Source organism: Pseudonocardia sp. SID8383 (assembly GCF_009864975.1).
GTDB lineage: Bacteria > Actinomycetota > Actinomycetes > Mycobacteriales > Pseudonocardiaceae > Pseudonocardia > Pseudonocardia alni.
The window spans coordinates 17,737-36,134 of sequence record NZ_WWFY01000001.1; the positions used below are offsets into that span (position 1 = coordinate 17,737).

Here is an 18,398-nt window from a genome sequence, read left to right on the forward strand (position 1 = left end):
GATCGCCGATCACGACTCGTCCTCTTGGTCATCGCTGACAACATCCGGTGACAACAACCCGCCGGTGACGGCGGTACTGAGCTGCGACAGTGCGGCAGCTTTCTCGTCGAGGTTGCCGTGCGCGTAGACGGTCATCGTGACCTTGACGTCGCTGTGCCCGACGATCTCCCGCACGACGTGCGGCGGGATGCCGAGCGCGAGCAGCAACGACACGGCGGTGTGCCGGAGGTCGTGGAACCGCATCCTCCCGAGGCCGGCCGCCGTGCGGATTTGATGCCAGTGCGCGGCGAGCGTGCGCGGCGAGACCGACCCGCCCAGCGGCGAGGTGAACACGAGACCGGTCTCCGTCCAGCGGTCACCGGCGATCTCCCGCTCGTCATCCTGCCGTTTCCGGTGCTCCCGCAGCGCGTCGATGACAGTCGCAGGCAGCGGGACGATCCGCCGGGACGCCCGGGACTTCGGCGGACCGAGATGCGCGCGGCCGTTGGCCCAGGTGAGCGACTGGCGGACCGCGAGCTTGCCGACGTCCAGGTCGACGGCATCCCAGGCGAGGCCCAGCAGCTCGCCGCGCCGCATCCCGAGCACGATCGCGCACAGGTACAGCGCGTACAGCCGATCGTCGGCGATCCGGGCGAGCAGTGCGCGGGCCGCGACCGGGTCGAGGCTGGTCCCGACGTCGTACTCCGGGTTGGAGACCTGCACGAGCTTGGCGACGTTGCGCCCGATCAGCTCCTCCCGCACCGCGTTCGACAGCGCGTTCCGCAGGACGGCGTGAGCGAACTGAACCATGCGGGCCGAGAGCTTCCGCGGACCGCCGCCGCTGCCGCTGATCTCCTTCTCACGCAGCGTGGCGAGCAGCGCGCGGACATCCGCCGGTCCCAGCTCGTCGAGCTTCTTCTTCCCGATCACCGGCACGATGTGGAGCCGCACGATCGACTCGTAGCCGTTGAACGTGGTCGCACGCTTCTCCGGGCGGACGACGTGCTCCAACCAGTAGTCGAGGTAGGCGGCGACGGTCTGCCGCTCACGTGCCCGCGGGATGCCGTCGCTGGCCTGCCGCATCAGGTCGTCGAGCTTGTCCCGCACTTCCTCGCGGGTCCGGCCGTAGACGTAGACCCGGCGCCGTCCACCACCGGAGACGGGGACGAACGCGGCCGCGGTGTAGCGCCCGTCCGAGCGCTTGGCGATCGTCCCCTCTCCGTTGGCACGCTTGCGGGCCATCAGGCGACCCCGCGTTCCTGTTCGATCAGCCGGGCCGCGTACTCGCGTACGGCGTCGACCGGAATCCGCCGCAGGCTGCCGATCTTGATCGAGGTCAGCTCCTTGGACGCGATCAGCATGTAGACGCGCGAACGCCCGACGTTCAGGGCCTCCGCGACCTCCTCTGCGGTGAGCAACAGCCGTTCCATGTCGTCGTCTCCTCTCATCCGGCTGTCGTGCTGGTCAGTTCCTCGCGGGCGGTACGCCTCCTGGCCCTGGCCTGTGCGGCGGCGGTGTTGGCCAGGAGGGCGTCGGCGGTGGTGTGCCAGCCGATGCCGGCGAAGTGCAGCGAGGAGATGACGACCTCGGTCGTGTCCTCGCCCTCGTCCAGGCGCTCGACCTCGTCCTGGGCGGGACCGGTGGCGGAGTGGCGGGCCTGCCAGTCGCGGCGGGCCTGCCGCAGCGCGGTCAGGGTCGTGGAGTAGCGCCGCGAGCGGGTGGAGAAGTGACCGGCGAAGCCGAGCATGTGCGCCCACCGCCACAGCCGCCCCCAGGAGGCGGCCCACTCGTCGGGGTCCCATCCGCCGGGGCGCTGGCCGAGGCGCCAGCAGGCGTCGATCTGGCGGCCGGTGTGGGTGGCGTGGTCGGTGTAGGAGCGCACGGTGTCGGGCCGTAGCCGGGTGGAGAGGTGGCCGGCGGTCTCGGTGGCCTTGGTGGCGTACTTGGCGAGGTAGGCGGCGACGGCGGTGGTGGTGATCTCGGCGCCGTCGTCGAGGTCCGTGGCGGTGAGCCGGACGGGGCGGGGGTCGACCTGCTCGCCCCAGGCGATGGGCCAGCCGTGGCGCCGGTAGGGGTGCGGCGCGGTCTGGAACGAGGTCTCGGTGACCGCGGACCGCAGCAGCAGCGCCACCTGCGCCGCGGAGACCCCGGGCGGGGGCGGCAGCGTGAGGTGCGACAGGTTCGGGTCGGGGTCGCGGCCGTCGAGGCGCACGAGGGCGTGGAGGTGGACGGCGCCGCGGGCCTGAAACTCGGCGACCTTGGTGTAGCTCAGGCGCAGCCGGGCGCCAGAGAGCTTCTCGAGCGGGCGCAGGTTTCGGTTGGCGGCGATCATCGTGCGGCGCCACAGTTCGCCGACGTGCAGGTTCCACGCCGCCTGGTGCGGGTGGTCGTAGCAGTCCAGGCACAGCGGCTGCCCGACGCGCGAGTCGTCCTCGGCGTGGCGTTCCCAGCAGGCGTGCGAGACATCGTGCTCGCAGCTCGTGTCGTCTCGGCGGGGACGGCAGGGGAGTAGCCGGCCTTTGCGGTCGACGCGGTGGGCGTGGACGGGGCCGAACGAGGGTGCGGTGACGGTCAGGAACACGCACGGGTGTCCGGCCACCGATGCGGGGGTGCCTTTGCCGCCGACGAGTCCGGCGGTGACGAGCTGGAAGGTGTCGGCCCGGTAAGTCTCCGCGCACGAGGGGCACACCGAGGCGCGGCGGTTGCCGCAGGCGGTGTAGATCAGCCCGTCGGGCATCTGCGCCGTGTGCCGTTCATCCGTAATCCGGCCGGTGGACTGCTCGACCCGGTAGACGGTGCCGGAGAGCTTGACCGGATGTGCGCACCCGGCTGCCGGGGTGACGTGCGCCAGCCAGGCCATGTGGTTGTCCCGTCGGCTGGTGGACGCGGCGAGCTCGGCGAGCGGGGTGTCTGCGGCCAGGCGGGACAGCCGTCGAGCGGCGAGGTGCTCGACGGTGGCGGTGTCCCGGTGGCCGGTGCTCATCTCAGGCCACCCGTGCTGTGGTGGTGAGGCGGGCGTACTCGGCGGCGCCGCGTTCCCACTCCTCGGCGTGGCGTCGCGCCGCAGCCTGGGCGGCGCCGACGGCGGCGATGTAGACGAGCGGGATCGTGTGGTCGGCGACGGTGGCGCGCGCCAGGACCTCCCACCAACGGGCCTCACGTGCGTACAGGGCAGCCATCGCGGTCCGCCACTCGATCGGAGGCAGCGCGCCCCGGTCGTACCGAGCGCAGGCCCGGACACGGGTGGCATCGGTGCGGCGCACTCCAGCGTGGACCAGGTCCGCCACCGTCGGCGGGGCGCTCACGACGTGCTCCCGGCTTCGTCGTCGAGGTCCTGGCCGTGCGCGATTCCGGCGGCGAGCCGGCGCATCGCGGCGCGGTCGGCGAGGGCGTAGACCTGTTCGTCGGAGAGGTAGGCGGCCTTGACCCGGCGCGGGATGCCGCCCTCGGCGAGCAGGAACCCGATCCCCTTGGCTTCCGGTGCCACGGAGGCGGCGGTGTAGCCGCGTCCGGCCCAGCCGTGCCCGAGAACGATGTCTGAGCTGGTGTCGGTGGTGCAGCGGAACGCCCACCGGTACCCGAACAGGTCCCGCAGGCTGGTGGGGATGATGTCCGCCGACGGGCGCTGGGTCGCCGCGACGACGATGATCCCGGCCGCGCGGCCGCGGGCCACCAGGTCCCGCACCAGGACCGAGAACGCTTCCTGCTCGCGTTTGGTGCCGACGGTGGCCGAGAAGTAGGCCAGCTCGTCGAACACCACCACGAACGGCATGACGCCGTCAGCGGGTGCGATCTTGCGGCGGCGCTCGTCGTCGAGCACGGCGTAGCGGGAGTCCATCTCGGACTGCAGGTCCAGCAGCGCGGCGATCGCGTCGTCCAGGCTGTTGGCGATGAACCGTTCCGCGCAGGAGCGCCACAGGCCGAGTTCGACGATCTTGCCGTCGAACAGCCACAGCCGGCAGTCGGTCGACAGGGCGGCGTGGGCGACGATGTTGTTCAACCCGACGGACTTGCCGGCGCCGGGTTCCCCGGCGAGCAGCATGTTGCGGTAGATCAACGGGACACGGAGAAGCCGGCCGTCCTCGCCGACCCCGAGGTGGATCGGGTCCCAGATCGACGGGCCCGCGTCCTGCCGGCGCTCACGGCGGCGAGCGGCGTACTCGTCGACCCAGCGGGCGAGTACCAGCAGCGGCCGGACCAGGCGTCCGGGCTCGGAGGCGTTGTCGACGGCGGGGAAGGACAGCGTGGGCGGGTGCTCAGACATAGTCCGACCAGTCCCCACCACGTCCGCCGTCGAACTGCGGGCCGTCGATCGCCGGGCGCGGGGCCGCCGGGATGATCGGCCGGGTCGGTTCCGGACGCGGAGCCGGGACCACTGAACCAGAGTCGCGGTCGTTCTCGAGCGATCCGGTGTCGCGCGGGTCGCCTGCGGCGTAGCGGAACAGGTCCGAGCGGATCAGGGCCGGTGCGAGCGGGTCGCGGCGGATGATCTCGACACGAACGATGTTGGTCGACGACGACCACGCGGTGACCCGGCACTCGCGGGCGAAGCAGGTGGCGGCCAGTTCCTCGGCCTGGTCCTCCACCGCGTGCGGGCCGATGCCTGCGCGCAGGAACAACCACACCACCTCACCGACTCGCGTCGGCCGGACCCAGAGCGTGAGCGGGCACGCTCGGGAGCGCGAGTTCAGGACGCGGCACTCCACGAGGGCCTGCCGGACCCGGTGGCGGGTGAGGACGGCTTGGGCGCGGTGGAACAGGAACCGACGCGTCCAGGGTAGTGCGACCAGCAGGAGCGCGACCGCGGTGAAGAAGATGACGCGGGCGTGAGCGCCCAGGCCGGTGCCTGGAACTTCGACGGTGACGCCGTGGCCGTCGGTGACGTGGTCCGGGCCGAGCGCGATCCAGACGGTGATCAGCAGCGCCAGGACGAGCAGTTCGGCGCGCAGCCGCAGCAGCAGCGCCGCAACGCGGACGATGGGGTTGCGGGGCGGGGCGGAGATGATCTCGAAAGAGTCGACGCGGGACTTCCCGACACCGAACGTGCGAGTGGGTGCGGAGTTGCGGGGCATGGTGAGGCCTTCCGAGCGCGGAGCAGGCGAGCAGCAACAGGGGAGCGCGAGCAACGCCGGTGAGAGGGGCGAGGCTCCGGGGAAGCGAGCCCCGGCCCTCTCACCGACCAGGCAGCCGGCGAGCGGTCAGGACGCCTTGGCGGCCGGCGTGTGCGTGGGCTCGATCCGGTCGGCCTTGAACGCCACACCGGACCGCTGGCCCTGCTGCCACGGGATCGCGATCAGCGCGACCGGACGCACCTCGGCCCCCTGCTCCACCTGCGGAGCGCCCGCCGTGGTGACCGCGACGATCTCCGCACCCTCGGCGTCGACCTTCACGAGCTGCGTCGTGAACAGCGGCGTCCCGGTCTGCCGGTCGGTGCGCTGCCGGCCCTCCATGTCGTTCTTCGGACGCGGAGCCGCGCCCACGGTGTAACGGGCGCCGGTGATGTCGACCTTGATTGTTGCCATGACGGTCCTCCTGGGACTCACGCCCTGTCGTCCCGACCTCTCGGGGAGCGCCTACCTAGGAAAACCGCAGTTCAGAGAACCAACCCGCACAAAAATGCGACCCGCACAAAAGTACGGGTCGCACAGATCCCAGGTTCAGGAGTCGCGGAGGGGGAGGGCGGCAACGGCGTCGACGACCCAGCGCGGATCGAAGTCGTCGACGACCTGTCCACCGGTACCAGAGGGCACGGGCGCCGGCCGCGTGACGTCGCCGACACGAGGGTCCAGGAACCGCACGTCGGCTGCCGTGAGCCGGTCCAGAGTTCCGGCCCAGCCCGGGTGCCCCCAGAGCCGATCGTTGACCATCAGGGTGGCCAGGATCGGGGCACCGGTGCCGAGTGCATCGCACAGGGCGCCGGTCACGTGGTTGTCCATGACTCCGGCAGCGATCTTATTGGCTGTGTTGAACGTCAGCGGGAACGCAACGACCTGTTCCGGCCGTGGCGCTCGACGCTGCTCTGTGGCATGGCGACGACGGGTCGCGACAGCGTGCTCCGCGATGGCGGCGAGCTTCTCCGGATCGACCCATTCGGCACCGGCCTCGCTGACGCTGATCGAGAGCTTCCAGCCCTGATCGGCCAGAGCGCGAGCGACGTCGGTCGCGCGGGCCGCCAGCGGAGCGCCGCAGACCACGAACCCGAGCGGTGCCGTCATGGCACCTAGTCCAGCACACCGGCCCGGGTCGCGAGCGCCTGCAGCGCGTTCCCGTTGCCGCGCTTGGCGCGGGCCAGCATCTCCCGCATGATCTCGCGAGCCATCACGTTCTGTGCCACAGCCTCCGGAGCTGCCTTCTCCGCGGCAAGCAGATTCAGCGTGGCTTCGGCATCGCGGCGACGCTGGGCTTGCGCCCAGGCGAGGTCGAGGTTGACCTGGGCTCGGCGGGACAGCAGACCGGCCGGGAGCGCGTCGAGATCCACCTCCGTCGCCGCATCGAGAGCCGCGGCAGGATCGCCGAGCTCGGCCGCGACCGACACCCGATGGATCGCGACGTTGGTCGGTCCGAACGCTGTCCAAGCGTAGTTCGCGTCGTGGCCGAGGAGCCCGGCGAGCGTAGAGGCTTCGGCAAGCCGCCGCTCGGCCTCCCACTTATCGGTTCGGCGCGCGGCGATCACAGCCGCGATAAGCCACAGCGCACCGGTGACGGAGACAAGCGCCGGATCATCAGAGCGCGCCGCGGGGCGGAGCTGCTGCGCCATCTTTGTCGCGAGCTGTTCGGCTTGGTCGACCTGGTCGGACCGAAGGAGCGCAGTCACCACCTGGTAGAGCGCCATGCCCTGAGCCGTGGGCGAATCGGCACGCCCCGCGGCCATCGCTGCCCGGTCCGCCGTAACGGCGCCGAGGTCCCCGACTCCCAGCTTCGTGAGGAGCTTGGAGGCAACGACGTAGATCTCGACATACGACAGCGCTGCCTCACGGTCGTCCGAGCCGGCGTTGGTCAATGCTGAGTCAGCATCGGTCACGAGCTGTGGAATTGTCCGAATCACATCCGCGTATTTTGCGGCCTGATAGTCGAAATGCGAAGCGGACGCCGCGCTCCGCAATTCTGCGAGATTCGGCGACGACGTCTCTCCACCGAGCAAGCCGGTGTACTGGTTCAGCGCACCGCGAACGTTCTCGATCCCCTCGGCACGTGGGCCCCCGTTGGGGGCGAGCTGCCACGGCGCACCGGTGAGAGCCTGAACCTCGACGTGCAGGACACGCGAGAGGTCGAGCAGCACAGACATTCGGTCGACCGACCGGACGCCGCGCTCGACCTGTGAGAGCCAGGACTCAGAGCGCCCGACGAGCCCGGCGAGCGCTGCCTGGCTGAGCCCTCGCCGACGCCGGTAGGTGGCGATCCGCTTACCCGTCGAGTCGTCGGCCATCTATTCATTCTCCCACGGAATGGGTGAACTTTCCAGGTCGCGTTACGACCGAATTCGTACGTTACGGATCAGTGAGAAACGTCGGCGGAGCGTGTCGGTCCGGACCGCCGAGTGTCCGTGGAATGGTGGCTTGCACGATCGCGAAGTAGTAGGTCCGACGACGGAACGCCGATCCAACGCGGAACTCTGCTGCAAACGCGCTCGTAGGCCTCTCCGAATTGTCGCCGCAGGTGCTGTTCTTCGACCGCTACCCAGGCGCGCATGATCACGGCCAGCTTGATGGTCAGCAGCGCGGCCCGTGGTGAGCGCCGGGCGGTGGCAAGACCGGCGGTGGCGGCCACAAAGCCCGCGTACTGCGGGTGGCGGCTGTAGTCATGGATCCCGCCTGTGATCAGATCGCCGGGCTCGCCACCGTTGAGCTGCTGCGGGCTGGCGAACGACGTCATGCTGCCTACTGCGAGTGCCGTTCCGGCAGCGGCGACGGTGTAGCCGGCTACGCGCTGGCTGACCGGCACGTCGCGGTTGTGGCGGACGAGGGATTCGGTGAGAAGGAGTCCGAACGTCGCGTAGGCCGTCCACATCAACTTCTGGGTTCCCCGTCGTAGGGCGCCGTTCTGGTCCAGGTCGTTGCGCATCCGGTGAAGGAGCGGCGGCACAGCGGCGGCGAGGACGGTGCTGGCCAGCCGTGCCGTCCGATCGGCTGTGGTCATCGGTGAGAGCCCTCGTGTTTCGGTGCCTCCCGGTCGGCAGCGGACCGTTCGGGACTGCAGCATGCGCATCCGTCCTCGCAACCGCTCTGGTGCGGCGACTGTGCCGGGGCGGGTCCTGGGTCGGTGCCGAGCGGCGCCGGGCCGGTGGCCATGTCCTGGGGTGTGACCGTCCGGGGTGCTGGTGCGCAGCAGGGGTCGTCCGGTGCGGGTGCGGGCTCGATGGTTATGTGGTGTCGGTCCGAGGTGACCGGGGCGGAGGTGAGACCGGGCAGGGTCCGTGCCCGGGCGGCGCGGACGGCGTTGAGGATGACCAGCACCTCGGCGGCTTCGTGGATCACGACGACGGTGGCCAGGCCCAGGATGCCGAACGCGGCGAGTGGGATCAGTGTGCCGATGATGAGCAGGGAGAAGCCGACGTTCTGCAGCATGATCGTGCGGGCGTGGCGGGCGTGGGCGAGGTTCTGCGGGAGGTGGCGCAGGTCCTCGCCCATCAATGCGACGTCGGCGGTCTCGATGGCGACGTCGGTGCCCATGGCGCCCATGGCGATGCCGACATCGGCGGTGGCCAGGGCGGGGGCGTCGTTGACGCCGTCACCGACCATGGCGATCCGGCGGCCGCGGGCGATCTCGGGCAGCAGCCGAGCTTTGTCCTCGGGGCGCAGTTCGGCGTGGACGACGTCGATTCCGGCCTGCTCGCCGAGCGTCGCCGCGGTGCGGTGGTTGTCGCCGGTGAGCATGGCGACCTCGATCCCGAGGGTGCGCATGCGACGCACGGCGTCGGCGGCTTCGGGGCGCAGTTCGTCTCGGACGGCGACGGCGCCGAGCAGTGTGCCGGCGCGTTCGAGGAGGACGACTGTGGCGCCGTGGTCCTGTAACCGGGCGACATCGTCGGTCAGCGGTCCGGGGTCGATCCAGCCGGGCTTACCCAGCCGCAACTCGGCCCCGTCGCGGGTACCGGTCAGGCCGTGCCCGGGCACGGCAGTGACGTCGTTGGCCGGCCGTACCGCGATCGACCAGGAGGGCTCCTGGGCGGCGGTGAGGACCGCCCGGGCGAGTGGGTGTTCGCTGCGTGACTCCAGCGCGGCGGCGGTGCCCAGCACATCGGTGCGGTCCTGGCCGGGGGCGGTCAGGACCTCGATGACCTCGGGCCGGTTGCGGGTCAGGGTGCCGGTCTTGTCGAGGGCGACAGCGCGGATCCGGCCGAGTTCCTCCAGCGCCGCGCCGCCCTTGACCAGGGCGCCGTGCCGGCTGGACGCGCCGATCGCGGCCACCACGGTCAGCGGTACCGAGATCGCCAGCGCGCACGGTGACGCGGCGACGAGCACGACGAGGGCGCGTTCGAGCCAGAGCACCGGGTCGCCGAGCAGCGCGCCGAGCGCGGCGATCAGCGCGGCCAGGATCATGATGGCGGGGACCAGGGGGCGGGCGATCCGGTCGGCGAGGCGCTGCCCGGATCCCTTCCGCTCCTGGGCCTGCTCGACGATGTGCACGATTCGGGCGAGCGAGCTGTCCGATGCCGGGGCGCTGACCACGACCTCGATCGCGCCGCCACCGTTGATCGTCCCGGCGTAGAGGTCGTCGCCCGGTCCGGCCTCGACCGGCACCGACTCGCCGGTGATCGCGGAGGTGTCCAGGCTGGTGCGCCCGGTGCGGATGGTGCCGTCGGTCGCGGCCCGCTCGCCGGGGCGCAGGACCAGGATGTCGCCGATGACGAGGTCGTCGGGGGAGACGGTGACCTCGTCGCCGTCGCGCAGCACCGAGGCCGAGGGTGGGACCAGTCCGAGCAGGGCGCGCAGGCCGCGGCGGGTGCGGGTCACGGCATGGTGCTCGAGCCCTTCGGCGATGGAGAACAGGATCCCGAGCAGGGCGGCCTCGGCGAGCTGTCCGAGTGCGACGGCGCCGATCGCGGCGATCGTCATCAGGGTGCCGACACCGATCCGGCCGTGGCGCAGGTTGCGCAGCGCGTCGGGCACGAACGTCGACGCCGCGAGCACGGCCGCGACCAGCTCGATTCCGCCGACCAGCAGCGCCGGACCACCGACGACGAGACCGATCACCCAGGCGGCGGCGAGCAGCACCGCAGCGACCGCGGCGAGCTGCAGCTCCCGGACCTGCCAGATACGGCCGGGCCCCTCGTCGCGTCCCGCAGAGCTGTCGTTTGCGGGTGAAGTGCAGGACTCAGACACGATCGGCTCCTTCCAGCAGCGCGTCACTGTCGCCCTCGGTGTCGACGGCGGTGTGGGTGTCGACGTCGAGTAGCACCGACAGCACGGCGCGGCCCCGGTCGGAGAGCTGGTACATCACCATCCGGCCGTCCCGGCGGGAGGTCACGACCCCGGCCGTGCGCAGCTGGCGCAGGTGGTGGGACACCAGTGCCTGCGACGCCCCGACGATCCAGGCGGTGTCGCACACGCACAGCTCGTCCCCTTGGAGGAGGGCGGCCGCGATCCGCAGCCGGGTGCTGTCTCCGAGCCCGCGGGCCATGTCGGCGGCCGATTCGACACGAGCGCCGTCAGGCAGTGCGGCACGGATCTGCTCGGCGTGCGGTAGGTCAATGCACAGCAGGTCACACGCGTCATCCATAGCCATATAAGCACTCTAACGATCGTCGATATGTTTGGATAGTGTTGCCCCGTGCGATCACGCCGGAGGGCGGACGTACTCTACGAGCCGTCGAAGATGCAGGCCGGTGGCACGTCGGGTCCGTCATGACGAATGACGAGGCTCGTTGCCTTCTGAGCGGGAGGGGGTGGTGACCGTGCGTAGCGCGAAGCGCCGTCCCGCGGCCCCGTTCGTACTCCTGCTGCTGGCAGTGCTCGTGTACACCGCGTTCGGCCCGGTCCTGGCCTGCCAGGACATGACTCAGGAGCGGCCGGTGGCGGAGGTCGCCGCCGTCACCGTGGCTCCGGAGCACGAGACCGCACGATGCCCCGGCTGCCTGCCCGACGAGTCTCCTGATGCGGAGAGCCCCACCAGGGGGTCCGCCGCTGAGGCCCTGCCGATCTCACCGGCCGAGCCGCATCCGTGCACCCCCGAGCGGCCCTGCCACGGCCCGAGCGGATCGCACGCCGCCGGGGACACTGCGCTACGCGGACTCGACAACCCACGTGCTCTGGTCCCCGCAGTCGTCTCCGCCTGCCTCGGCCCGGCGCCGGTGGAACGGTCCGTCCGGCCCACGTCGACGTCGGGCCCGGTGCCTCCGGCGGCGGTCCTCGCGCCCGTCGCCGTGCTCTGCGTCGATCGGAACTGATCCGCCGGGCTCCTGGCCCGACTCCCCGTGACCGGCCGCTGAGTCGGCACCTGCGGGGCGTCGTGTCCGGAGCCACCGCAGCGGAATTCCGATCCGCGGCACCAGGCCGCCTCAGCCCGGAGGGCCTTCCATGTCACGCGCCACCCGCAACCGCACTCCCGCGTCCGGTTCCCGTCGTCGCCTGTCCAACACCACATTGTCCCTGATCATCGGCGGGCTGTTCGTCCTCGTCGTGGCCGGGCTGCTCGGTTACACACGCCTCGGCAGCGACACCCCGGACAACAGCTCCGAAGCCGCATCGGTCGCGGTCCGCGACAACAGCCACCGGCTGTCGACCGCGCCCGGCGCCACCGTGAACTTCGTGGAGTTCCTCGACTTCGAATGCGAGGCCTGCGGCGCCGTGTACCCGGCGATCGAACAGCTCCGCCAGCAGTACGGCGACCGCGTCAACTTCGTCATCCGCTACTTCCCAGGAACCGGTCACTACAACGCCGAGCGTGCTGCCCGGGCAGTGGAGGCAGCCGCCCAACAGGGCCGGCTCGAAGGGATGTACAAGCTGATGTTCGAGACCCAGGAGGAGTGGGGCGAGCAGCAGGTCCCGATGGACGATCGCTTCCGCGGATACGCCGAGCAGCTCGGCCTCGACATGGCCCGCTACGACGCGGTCTATAACGACCCGGCCACCCTCGAACGCGTCCTCGCCGACCGCGAGGACGGCCTGGCTCTCGGCGTGCGGGGCACACCGACGTTCTTCGTCAACGGCGAGCAGCTCAACCCGCAGTCCTACGACGATCTGACCCGCGCACTCGACAATGCACTGGCGCGGAGCTGATCAGCGATGACCGACATTCTCGACAGGCACCGGCCCACCGATTCACCTCGGGACCGTCTGGGCGTCACACGCGGTTCCCGGGGACCCAGTGGGAGTCGTGAGCTGGCCGACGGCACCGGCAAGTGCGCGGTCCGTCGTCGTGTGGCCAGGACTGTGGGCTCGACCGGCTCGGCCCTCGTGTTCTCCCTCGTCTGGCACCTCTGCCGGCGACAGGCGGTAAGGCGACACCGGGCGCAAGCCTGCCGGGTCCGCCTCCGAGCCTCGCCGAAAGCTCCAGGCGGGGAGCAGATGGAGGTCGCCAACGAAAGCGACCAGCCAGTCCACGTGGCGCTGGTCCGGCCGGTCCGCATCCGGGCAGGACGCTCGCGGCGCACCGCGTGGCTCGCCCGGGAGGTGACGCTCACCGTCGAGGAACCGGTCACCGTCGGCAAGACCCTGTGGCCTGGCTCGTCCATCCCGATCGTCGGAACGGGACTCGACGAGATGCCGGTCCTGTACTTCCGCAACGCCCACGGATACACGTGGGTACGTGACGCGCGTGGACATCTGCGCGAGATTGATCGTGTGCAGGAACGGGTCTCTGGACGCTTACCGTGATCCTCTTCGTGCCAAAGCGGGCCTTCAGGGCTCCTCCGGGACCGCAGGAGCCGCCGGGGGCCAGTCACCAATCTGCTCGGCGAGCATGGCCCGGAACTGCGGGCAGTCGGTCGGGTCGCTGTGCCAGGCAGCATTCGTTGTCCGGTTCTGGTCTGCGTGTGCGACCACGACCGCACTCTCCGGGAAGCCGCGCGGTCCGCGACTAGACCGACTTCCTGGGGAACGTTCTCGACCCTCGCCGCCGAACCCCTGGCTCTCCAGGGTTCAACTCGCCGTCCGTGCCTGCTGCTCGACGGACGCGTTGACGACCTGGACCTTGTCGCCATCGACCAGGTCGTTGAAGAACGTCTGTGCCGGCTCCGGATCGAGTTTCACGCACCCGGCGGAGGACCTGGCCCGGTCACCTCCATGGAAGGCCACACCACCGTCGGCGAAGAACACCGACCACGGCATCGGAGCGGGTTGACCATCCGGACCGTTGAACTCGCCGCTCACGTGGTCGGCAGACTTGCGGTAGACCCGAAACGAGTGGCCCACCGGAGTCTCCTGCCCGGCACCGCCGGAGGCGATAGGAACGGGACCGTAGGAAACGGCGCCGTCCTTGATGAGCCACGCCCGCTGGGACTCCAGGTCGACGCAGGCCCGCGTGGACACCGTGCAAGGTGTTCCCGGCACGAGCGCCTCCGCATGAGCTTCCTTCGCGACGGCGCTGCTCTCCGGCCCAGTGGCCGCGACTGCGGTTCCGGCCAGACCGATACCGATCACCGCGACCATCCCCGCGAGGAGTGCGCCGACGCGTCGATTCCCGAAGCTCACCCGCAATACCTCCATGCGCCGTCGATGCCGGGAGTGCCAGGCTCTCGTGTTCGCCCGTTCCCTGTTCAACGACGGGCCGGCAAGGTGCGGAGTTGCTCCATCAGGCGGATGGGCGGTGACCGGCATGTCGCGGACGACGAGTGGTCCGGACCAACGGCAACACCGGCCTCGCCTTCCTCAAGTCTCGGCGTCGGCGTCGGCGTCGGTCCTGTCGGTGAGGACTTTCTTTACGTCTTCAAGCCGGCCCTGACGGGCCGGACGGGCGGCGTCGCTGCCGTCCGCCTCCTGCCTCCGGCCCGGCGGCCGGCGCGCGCACGCCCGCCACCACGGACCAGCGTGAACACGACGAAGCCGCACCGGCGGAACGACTCGACAGAGCGGCGACGAGCAGGACACGAAGGTGACCGGGCCGACGGACGCGAGTGGAAGTGGCTATGCCCCTCAAGGCCGGGCGGGCCGAGAACACCAGCGGACCGCCTCCGGCGGGGACCTGACGGCCCCGAAGCGTCACACGGGCTCCCTCAGCATCAAGGGTGCTGCGCATCGGCTAGCGCCGACGGCCTGGCGGCCGCCCTTGACCCCGAGCCTCCGAGCCCTTGTCAGGCGCTCCGCGCGGAGGCGGGGGTACGCACCCCGCCCCCACCACTCGGGGCCGCCAGGCCCAGCGGAGAGCTTGGAGGCCAGCATGGTGCCGACTCTCGTCGATACGTCAGCTGAAGATGCCGACAACCTGAACGATGACGGCTGGGCCGTGGACGTCGAGGTCGCTTGCGTCGGCATTCGAGTCGCTGCCGCGCATCTCCCTTGTGCTGTTCATGAGGTTGCGAACCGCGTCCTTCCCCATGGCGCGCCGAAATGTTCGGTTGATTCCAGGAACGGCATAGCGATCGAGCGAGTAGGTGCCGCCTTCGCGGACAATCTTCTCGGCGAGCCCAAAAATAGTCAGCTCGCCGACGAGGTCATCGATGGAGAAGCCGCTGGCGATCTTGTCTGGGTCCAGGACGAAGTAGAAGTCCTGCCCGTCGTCGTCCTCAGCCTCCATGCGCATGACGTACGGCGACTTGACGTGTTCACCTGCGACGAACTGCTGTGCCAGCTCCTGCTGAGAAGGGTTGAAGTCAGTTCGACCCTCGGCAATCATGCCGGTGAGCAGAGGCATGAACTTCGCGAGGATGTCCCCGACTTCACTGGCCGGCGCGACCTCAATCTCGCCCTCGGCCATGAGTGGGCGACGGTGGATGACCTGGGAACTCGCGTCTTGCGTCAGATCTGCCACTCGATCCGACACGAGAAGCTCATCGATGATGTCGTTGAAGAGTTTCACGGGCCGCAGTTCGGACTGGTAGCTCTCAGTGATCTCCTCCGTTGCTGTTCGGTCGGCGCGCCCTTGCACGCCGCGATTAATGCCCACCCCTCGATCTGTTGTGTCCAGAACTCTACGAGTGACCTGCCCTTCGGTCGCAACGGCGATGCCGAAGTAGTCCGCCATCTGGCGGAGGAGATCGATATCAAGATACTTGGGGGAGCGCATAGTGAAACCTCCGTCTGTGGTTTCGACAAGCAACGGTAGGTGCTCGTTCTGTAATTGAGAATGCGCCGAGCCCTCCCTTCGTGGCCACTTGACCATGAAGAACTGAGCGAACGTGCGTTCGACGGCACCCTGTCGTCGTTGAGCGGTCACCGGGGTGGGCAGTGGTGGCCAACGGAGTGCGTCGTCCGCGATTGTCGCGCGCTTCCGTCACTGCAGATGGATCTTCCTGCGCTGCGGTCACCGCTTACCTCCGCTACCTGTCCCGAACGGTCGCTGGTGTCAGTGGACGCTCGGAGGTGACGGTAACGTGTCACCGCAGGTCACGACGGGCCTCCGATGCTGGTCGCGAACAGTGCCCAACGTCGACAGAGAGTCGGGCGGTTGCCGGCAGGCCGGATACGCCGCGGCTGAGCGCGCCGTCTGGCCGTGGATCGGGGCATCAGCGCTGCCGTCGAGCGGAGCAGCACTCTGACCACAACCTCGACCGCAACCTGCCGGAGAACAATGAGACGCCACCAGACTCCCATGGACGACTGACCAGGCAAGAGTCTCTTGCGACCTGGCATCTCAGCCACCTTGAAAGCGGGCGTCCGAAAGGACCGGGGGTTCGAATCCCCCCGCTTCCGCCATCCCTGACCTGCAAAGACGCAACCGCCGCGCGCTCCCGGACCTCCGGGAACCCGCGGCGGTTGCAGTTGTGGTGGCATTCCGCCTTCTCAGACGGTCGTCGGCGGCCCGTCGGACGTCTGCCAGAGCAGCCCACCGACCCGTGAGGCGACGTCCTGCCGCACCGCTGACGTGAGGTGCTGGTACCGCGCAGCCATCGCGGTGTTCGACCAGCCCATCACGCCCATGACGGCCCGCTCGGTCACCCCGAGCAGAAGCAGGACTGTCGCGGCGGTGTGTCGAGCGTCGTGCAGCCGCCGTTCCGGGACTTCCGCCGAGACGAGGAGCTGCTTCCAGTTCTTGTTGTCGGTTCGAGGGTGCAGGACGGTGCCGAATTCGGTCGTGAAGACGTAGTCGGTGTCCACCCACAGGTCGGCAGCCCGCACATGCTCGTCGTACTGCTCGTTGGCGTGTTCCCGGAGTAGCTTGACGAGCGGATCGGGCAGACCGACTCCCCGACGGCCGGCCTCCGATTTCGTCTCCGCGGTCTCGGGCCGGAGAGCGAGTCGGTGAGGACAGCGGCCGGCCTGCTTCCGTCCGCACGTCCCGTCGCAGCCGTGAGCCCACTTCGGGCGTAGGCGATTGCGGCGGACGACGATGAATCCGCCCATGAGGTCGACGTCCTGCCAACGCAGACCAAGGGCTTCTCCCTGGCGCAGACCGAGTGCGAGAGCGACGGCCCAGCGGGCACCGTTCCTCTCGGCCGACGCGGCCTTGAGAATCCGTGAGACCTCGTCGACCGTGTAGGGCTCGACCTCGGTGGTGCGCACTCGCGGGGCCTTCGCGAGCAGGGCGGGATTCGTCGTGGCGTGTCGCCGCCGGACGGCCTCGTTCAGCGCCGTACGAATCGTTCGGTGCACCTGGTGAGCGGTGCCGGGCGCGGCGCCGTTCCGCATCATCTTCTGATAGAGCCGTTCGAGGTGCTCCGGCTGCAGCTTGTCCAGCTTGTGTGCGCCGATGCCGGGAATGAGGTGAATCCGGATCGCCGTCGAGTACGCGTCGTGCGCGTTCGGGCTGATCGCAGGTGGGGCCGCGACGGTGTCCAGCCAGTGCCTCAACCACTTCTCGACGGTCCAGTTCGCCCCGGGCTGCGCGACGGTACCGGCGTCACGGTTCTTCTCCAGCGCACGGACCTTCTTCGTGACGGCGGCCTGCGTTTTCCGGCTCTTCCGGAAATGGAGTGCAGGTGAGGGCGTGATCGACCGCGCGGGTGGGGTCGTGTCGCTGCGGTGAGGCGGGCCCCGAGAAGTTGATGATGAAGGTTCCTACGCCGAACACCGTCAACAAGCCCGGGGACCCGATGTCGCAGCCTACGTGCCCGCCTGCCCAGATCGTGGCCGACACGATCATCCGTACCGTCGAGCTCGGGGTGCGGATCACCGACGCCGCCCTGGCCGGGGAGACCACGGTGCTGTGGTGCGACCTGCTCACCGACGGGCCCGGCGCCTGCCCGGGGTGCGGACTGACCGGGATCTACCGCGACAGCACCGAGCGCCGCGTCAGCGACGTCCCGGTGGTCGGCCATCCGCTGCAACTGCGGGTCCGGGTGCCGCGCTACCGGTGTGTCCACGGTGACTGCGCCCGCGAGATCTTCGCCCACGACTCGACCCGCCTGGCCCGTCCCGGTGCGTCCACGACCCGGCGCTGCGCGGAGTACGTGTTGCGCCGCTTGGCGATCGACAAGGCGACGGTCGCCGCGGTCGCCCGTGAGCTGGGCCGCAGCTGGGACACCGTGAACAGCGTCGCGGTCGCCGCGACCGAGCAGCTGCTGCGCTCCGCCGGGCCGGCCCGCCTGGACGGGGTGCGGGTGATCGGGGTCGACGAGCACAAGTGGGCGCACGTGTTCGGCGCCGACGGAGACGGGTTCGTCACCGTGATCACCGACCTCACCGATGTCGTCGCAGGCCACGGCCGTGCGCGGCTGCTCGACCTGGTCCCGGGCCGCTCGGCGGCGGCCCTGAAGACCTGGCTCGACGCCCGCGACCCGGCCTTCCGCGACGGGTCCGGGTCGTGGCGATGGACGGTTTTGGCGGCTACAAGAACGCCGCCACCGACGCGTTGCCCGATGCGGTCACGGTGATGGACCCGTTCCACGTCGTCGCCCTGGCCGGGCACAAGCTCGACCTGTGTCGCCAACGTGTCCAGCAGGACACCCTCGGCCACCGAGGCCGCACCGGTGACCCGCTCTACCGGGCACGGCGGACCCTGCGGACCCGCCTCGGACTGCTCACCGACCGCCAACGCACCCGGCTTGAGGCGGTCTTCGCCGCCGACGAGCACGTCGCGGTCGAGGTCACCTGGTGGGCCTACCAGCAGATCATCGCCGCCTACGCCGACCAGGACCGCCGACGCGGCAAAGCATTGCTCAGCGGCGTGATCGACCGGCTACGCACCGGGCTACCGCCCGGGCTCGACGAGCTCACCACACTCGGCCGAACCTTGCACCGGCGCCGCGTCGACATCCTGGCCTACTTCTCCCATCGCGCCTCGAACGGCCCCACCGAGGCCATCAACGGCCGACTCGAAGCCCTCCGCCGCAACGCCATGGGCTTCCGCAACCTGATCAATTATCGGATCCGGTCGCTACTGCA

At 69.8% G+C, this 18,398-nt stretch carries 19 protein-coding genes; 4 read left to right on the forward strand and 15 right to left on the reverse strand.

What is annotated here, in order from left to right; all coding sequences use genetic code 11:
* Positions 1–9: 9 nt before the first annotated feature.
* The 12 genes from GTW08_RS00115 to GTW08_RS00170 form a co-directional block, all read right to left on the reverse strand.
* The gene (locus tag GTW08_RS00115) at positions 10–1,221 is read right to left on the reverse strand and encodes a site-specific integrase (RefSeq protein ID WP_161151196.1); all 1,212 of its coding nucleotides are present in this window, start codon (positions 1,219–1,221) and stop codon (positions 10–12) included.
* Positions 1,221–1,409 (reverse strand): excisionase family DNA-binding protein, encoded by a 189-nt coding sequence (locus tag GTW08_RS00120; RefSeq protein WP_161151197.1) that lies wholly within the window; start codon positions 1,407–1,409, stop codon positions 1,221–1,223. Before GTW08_RS00120 ends, GTW08_RS00115 begins: the two co-directional genes overlap by 1 nt.
* Positions 1,410–1,423: 14 nt before the next feature.
* Complete coding sequence (locus GTW08_RS00125; protein WP_161151198.1) at positions 1,424–2,962, reverse strand: replication initiator; 1,539 nt, start codon at positions 2,960–2,962, stop codon at positions 1,424–1,426.
* A 1-nt stretch (position 2,963) separates the two neighbouring features.
* On the reverse strand, positions 2,964–3,158 hold the full coding sequence (locus GTW08_RS00130) for a hypothetical protein (RefSeq protein ID WP_237453412.1): 195 nt from the start codon (positions 3,156–3,158) through the stop codon (positions 2,964–2,966).
* A 122-nt stretch (positions 3,159–3,280) separates the two neighbouring features.
* Complete coding sequence (locus GTW08_RS00135) at positions 3,281–4,243, reverse strand: FtsK/SpoIIIE domain-containing protein (RefSeq protein ID WP_161151200.1); 963 nt, start codon at positions 4,241–4,243, stop codon at positions 3,281–3,283.
* Entirely contained in the window at positions 4,236–5,051 is an 816-nt protein-coding gene (locus tag GTW08_RS00140) for a hypothetical protein (RefSeq protein ID WP_161151201.1), read from the reverse strand. The genes GTW08_RS00135 and GTW08_RS00140 overlap by 8 nt, the downstream gene beginning before the upstream one ends.
* Before the next feature lie 126 nt (positions 5,052–5,177).
* Positions 5,178–5,501, reverse strand: coding sequence for a hypothetical protein (locus tag GTW08_RS00145; protein WP_161151202.1), 324 nt, complete (start codon positions 5,499–5,501; stop codon positions 5,178–5,180).
* A 135-nt stretch (positions 5,502–5,636) separates the two neighbouring features.
* The gene (locus tag GTW08_RS00150; protein WP_161151203.1) at positions 5,637–6,194 is read right to left on the reverse strand and encodes a flavoprotein; all 558 of its coding nucleotides are present in this window, start codon (positions 6,192–6,194) and stop codon (positions 5,637–5,639) included.
* Between the two features lie 5 nt (positions 6,195–6,199).
* Complete coding sequence (locus tag GTW08_RS00155; protein WP_161151204.1) at positions 6,200–7,405, reverse strand: helix-turn-helix domain-containing protein; 1,206 nt, start codon at positions 7,403–7,405, stop codon at positions 6,200–6,202.
* 68 nt (positions 7,406–7,473) lie between these two features.
* A complete protein-coding gene (locus GTW08_RS00160) occupies positions 7,474–8,115 on the reverse strand; it encodes a methyltransferase family protein (RefSeq protein ID WP_161151205.1) in 642 nt (213 codons plus the stop codon).
* Positions 8,112–10,301, reverse strand: a complete 2,190-nt coding sequence (locus GTW08_RS00165; RefSeq protein WP_161151206.1) for a heavy metal translocating P-type ATPase — start codon at positions 10,299–10,301, stop codon at positions 8,112–8,114. Before GTW08_RS00165 ends, GTW08_RS00160 begins: the two co-directional genes overlap by 4 nt.
* On the reverse strand, positions 10,294–10,704 hold the full coding sequence (locus GTW08_RS00170; RefSeq protein ID WP_161151207.1) for an ArsR/SmtB family transcription factor: 411 nt from the start codon (positions 10,702–10,704) through the stop codon (positions 10,294–10,296). Before GTW08_RS00170 ends, GTW08_RS00165 begins: the two co-directional genes overlap by 8 nt.
* A gap of 791 nt (positions 10,705–11,495) precedes the next feature.
* Between GTW08_RS00170 and GTW08_RS00175 the strand changes: the two genes are divergently transcribed.
* Both GTW08_RS00175 and GTW08_RS00180 read left to right on the forward strand, forming a co-directional pair.
* Entirely contained in the window at positions 11,496–12,197 is a 702-nt protein-coding gene (locus GTW08_RS00175) for a DsbA family protein (protein ID WP_161151208.1), read from the forward strand.
* 288 nt (positions 12,198–12,485) lie between these two features.
* Positions 12,486–12,794: a hypothetical protein gene (locus GTW08_RS00180; protein ID WP_161151209.1), complete on the forward strand. Its 309-nt coding sequence runs from the start codon at positions 12,486–12,488 to the stop codon at positions 12,792–12,794.
* A 264-nt stretch (positions 12,795–13,058) separates the two neighbouring features.
* On the opposite strand, the gene GTW08_RS00185 is transcribed toward GTW08_RS00180, so the two are convergent.
* From GTW08_RS00185 to GTW08_RS00195, 3 genes are all read right to left on the reverse strand, one after another.
* A complete protein-coding gene (locus GTW08_RS00185) occupies positions 13,059–13,568 on the reverse strand; it encodes a L,D-transpeptidase (protein ID WP_237453416.1) in 510 nt (169 codons plus the stop codon).
* Positions 13,569–14,319: 751 nt separating this feature from the next.
* Positions 14,320–15,141: a DUF6414 family protein gene (locus GTW08_RS00190; protein ID WP_161151211.1), complete on the reverse strand. Its 822-nt coding sequence runs from the start codon at positions 15,139–15,141 to the stop codon at positions 14,320–14,322.
* Between the two features lie 716 nt (positions 15,142–15,857).
* Positions 15,858–17,006 carry a tyrosine-type recombinase/integrase gene (locus tag GTW08_RS00195; protein WP_083658000.1) on the reverse strand — a complete coding sequence of 383 codons (1,149 nt, stop codon included), beginning with the start codon at positions 17,004–17,006 and terminating at the stop codon, positions 15,858–15,860.
* A 56-nt stretch (positions 17,007–17,062) separates the two neighbouring features.
* On the opposite strand from GTW08_RS00195, the gene GTW08_RS30845 reads away from it, so the two are divergent.
* Complete coding sequence (locus tag GTW08_RS30845) at positions 17,063–17,887, forward strand: transposase family protein (protein WP_202416174.1); 825 nt, start codon at positions 17,063–17,065, stop codon at positions 17,885–17,887.
* A partial coding sequence (locus GTW08_RS30850; RefSeq protein WP_202416175.1) for a transposase occupies positions 17,824–18,398 on the forward strand: 575 nt, incomplete at its 3' end. The genes GTW08_RS30845 and GTW08_RS30850, both read left to right, overlap by 64 nt.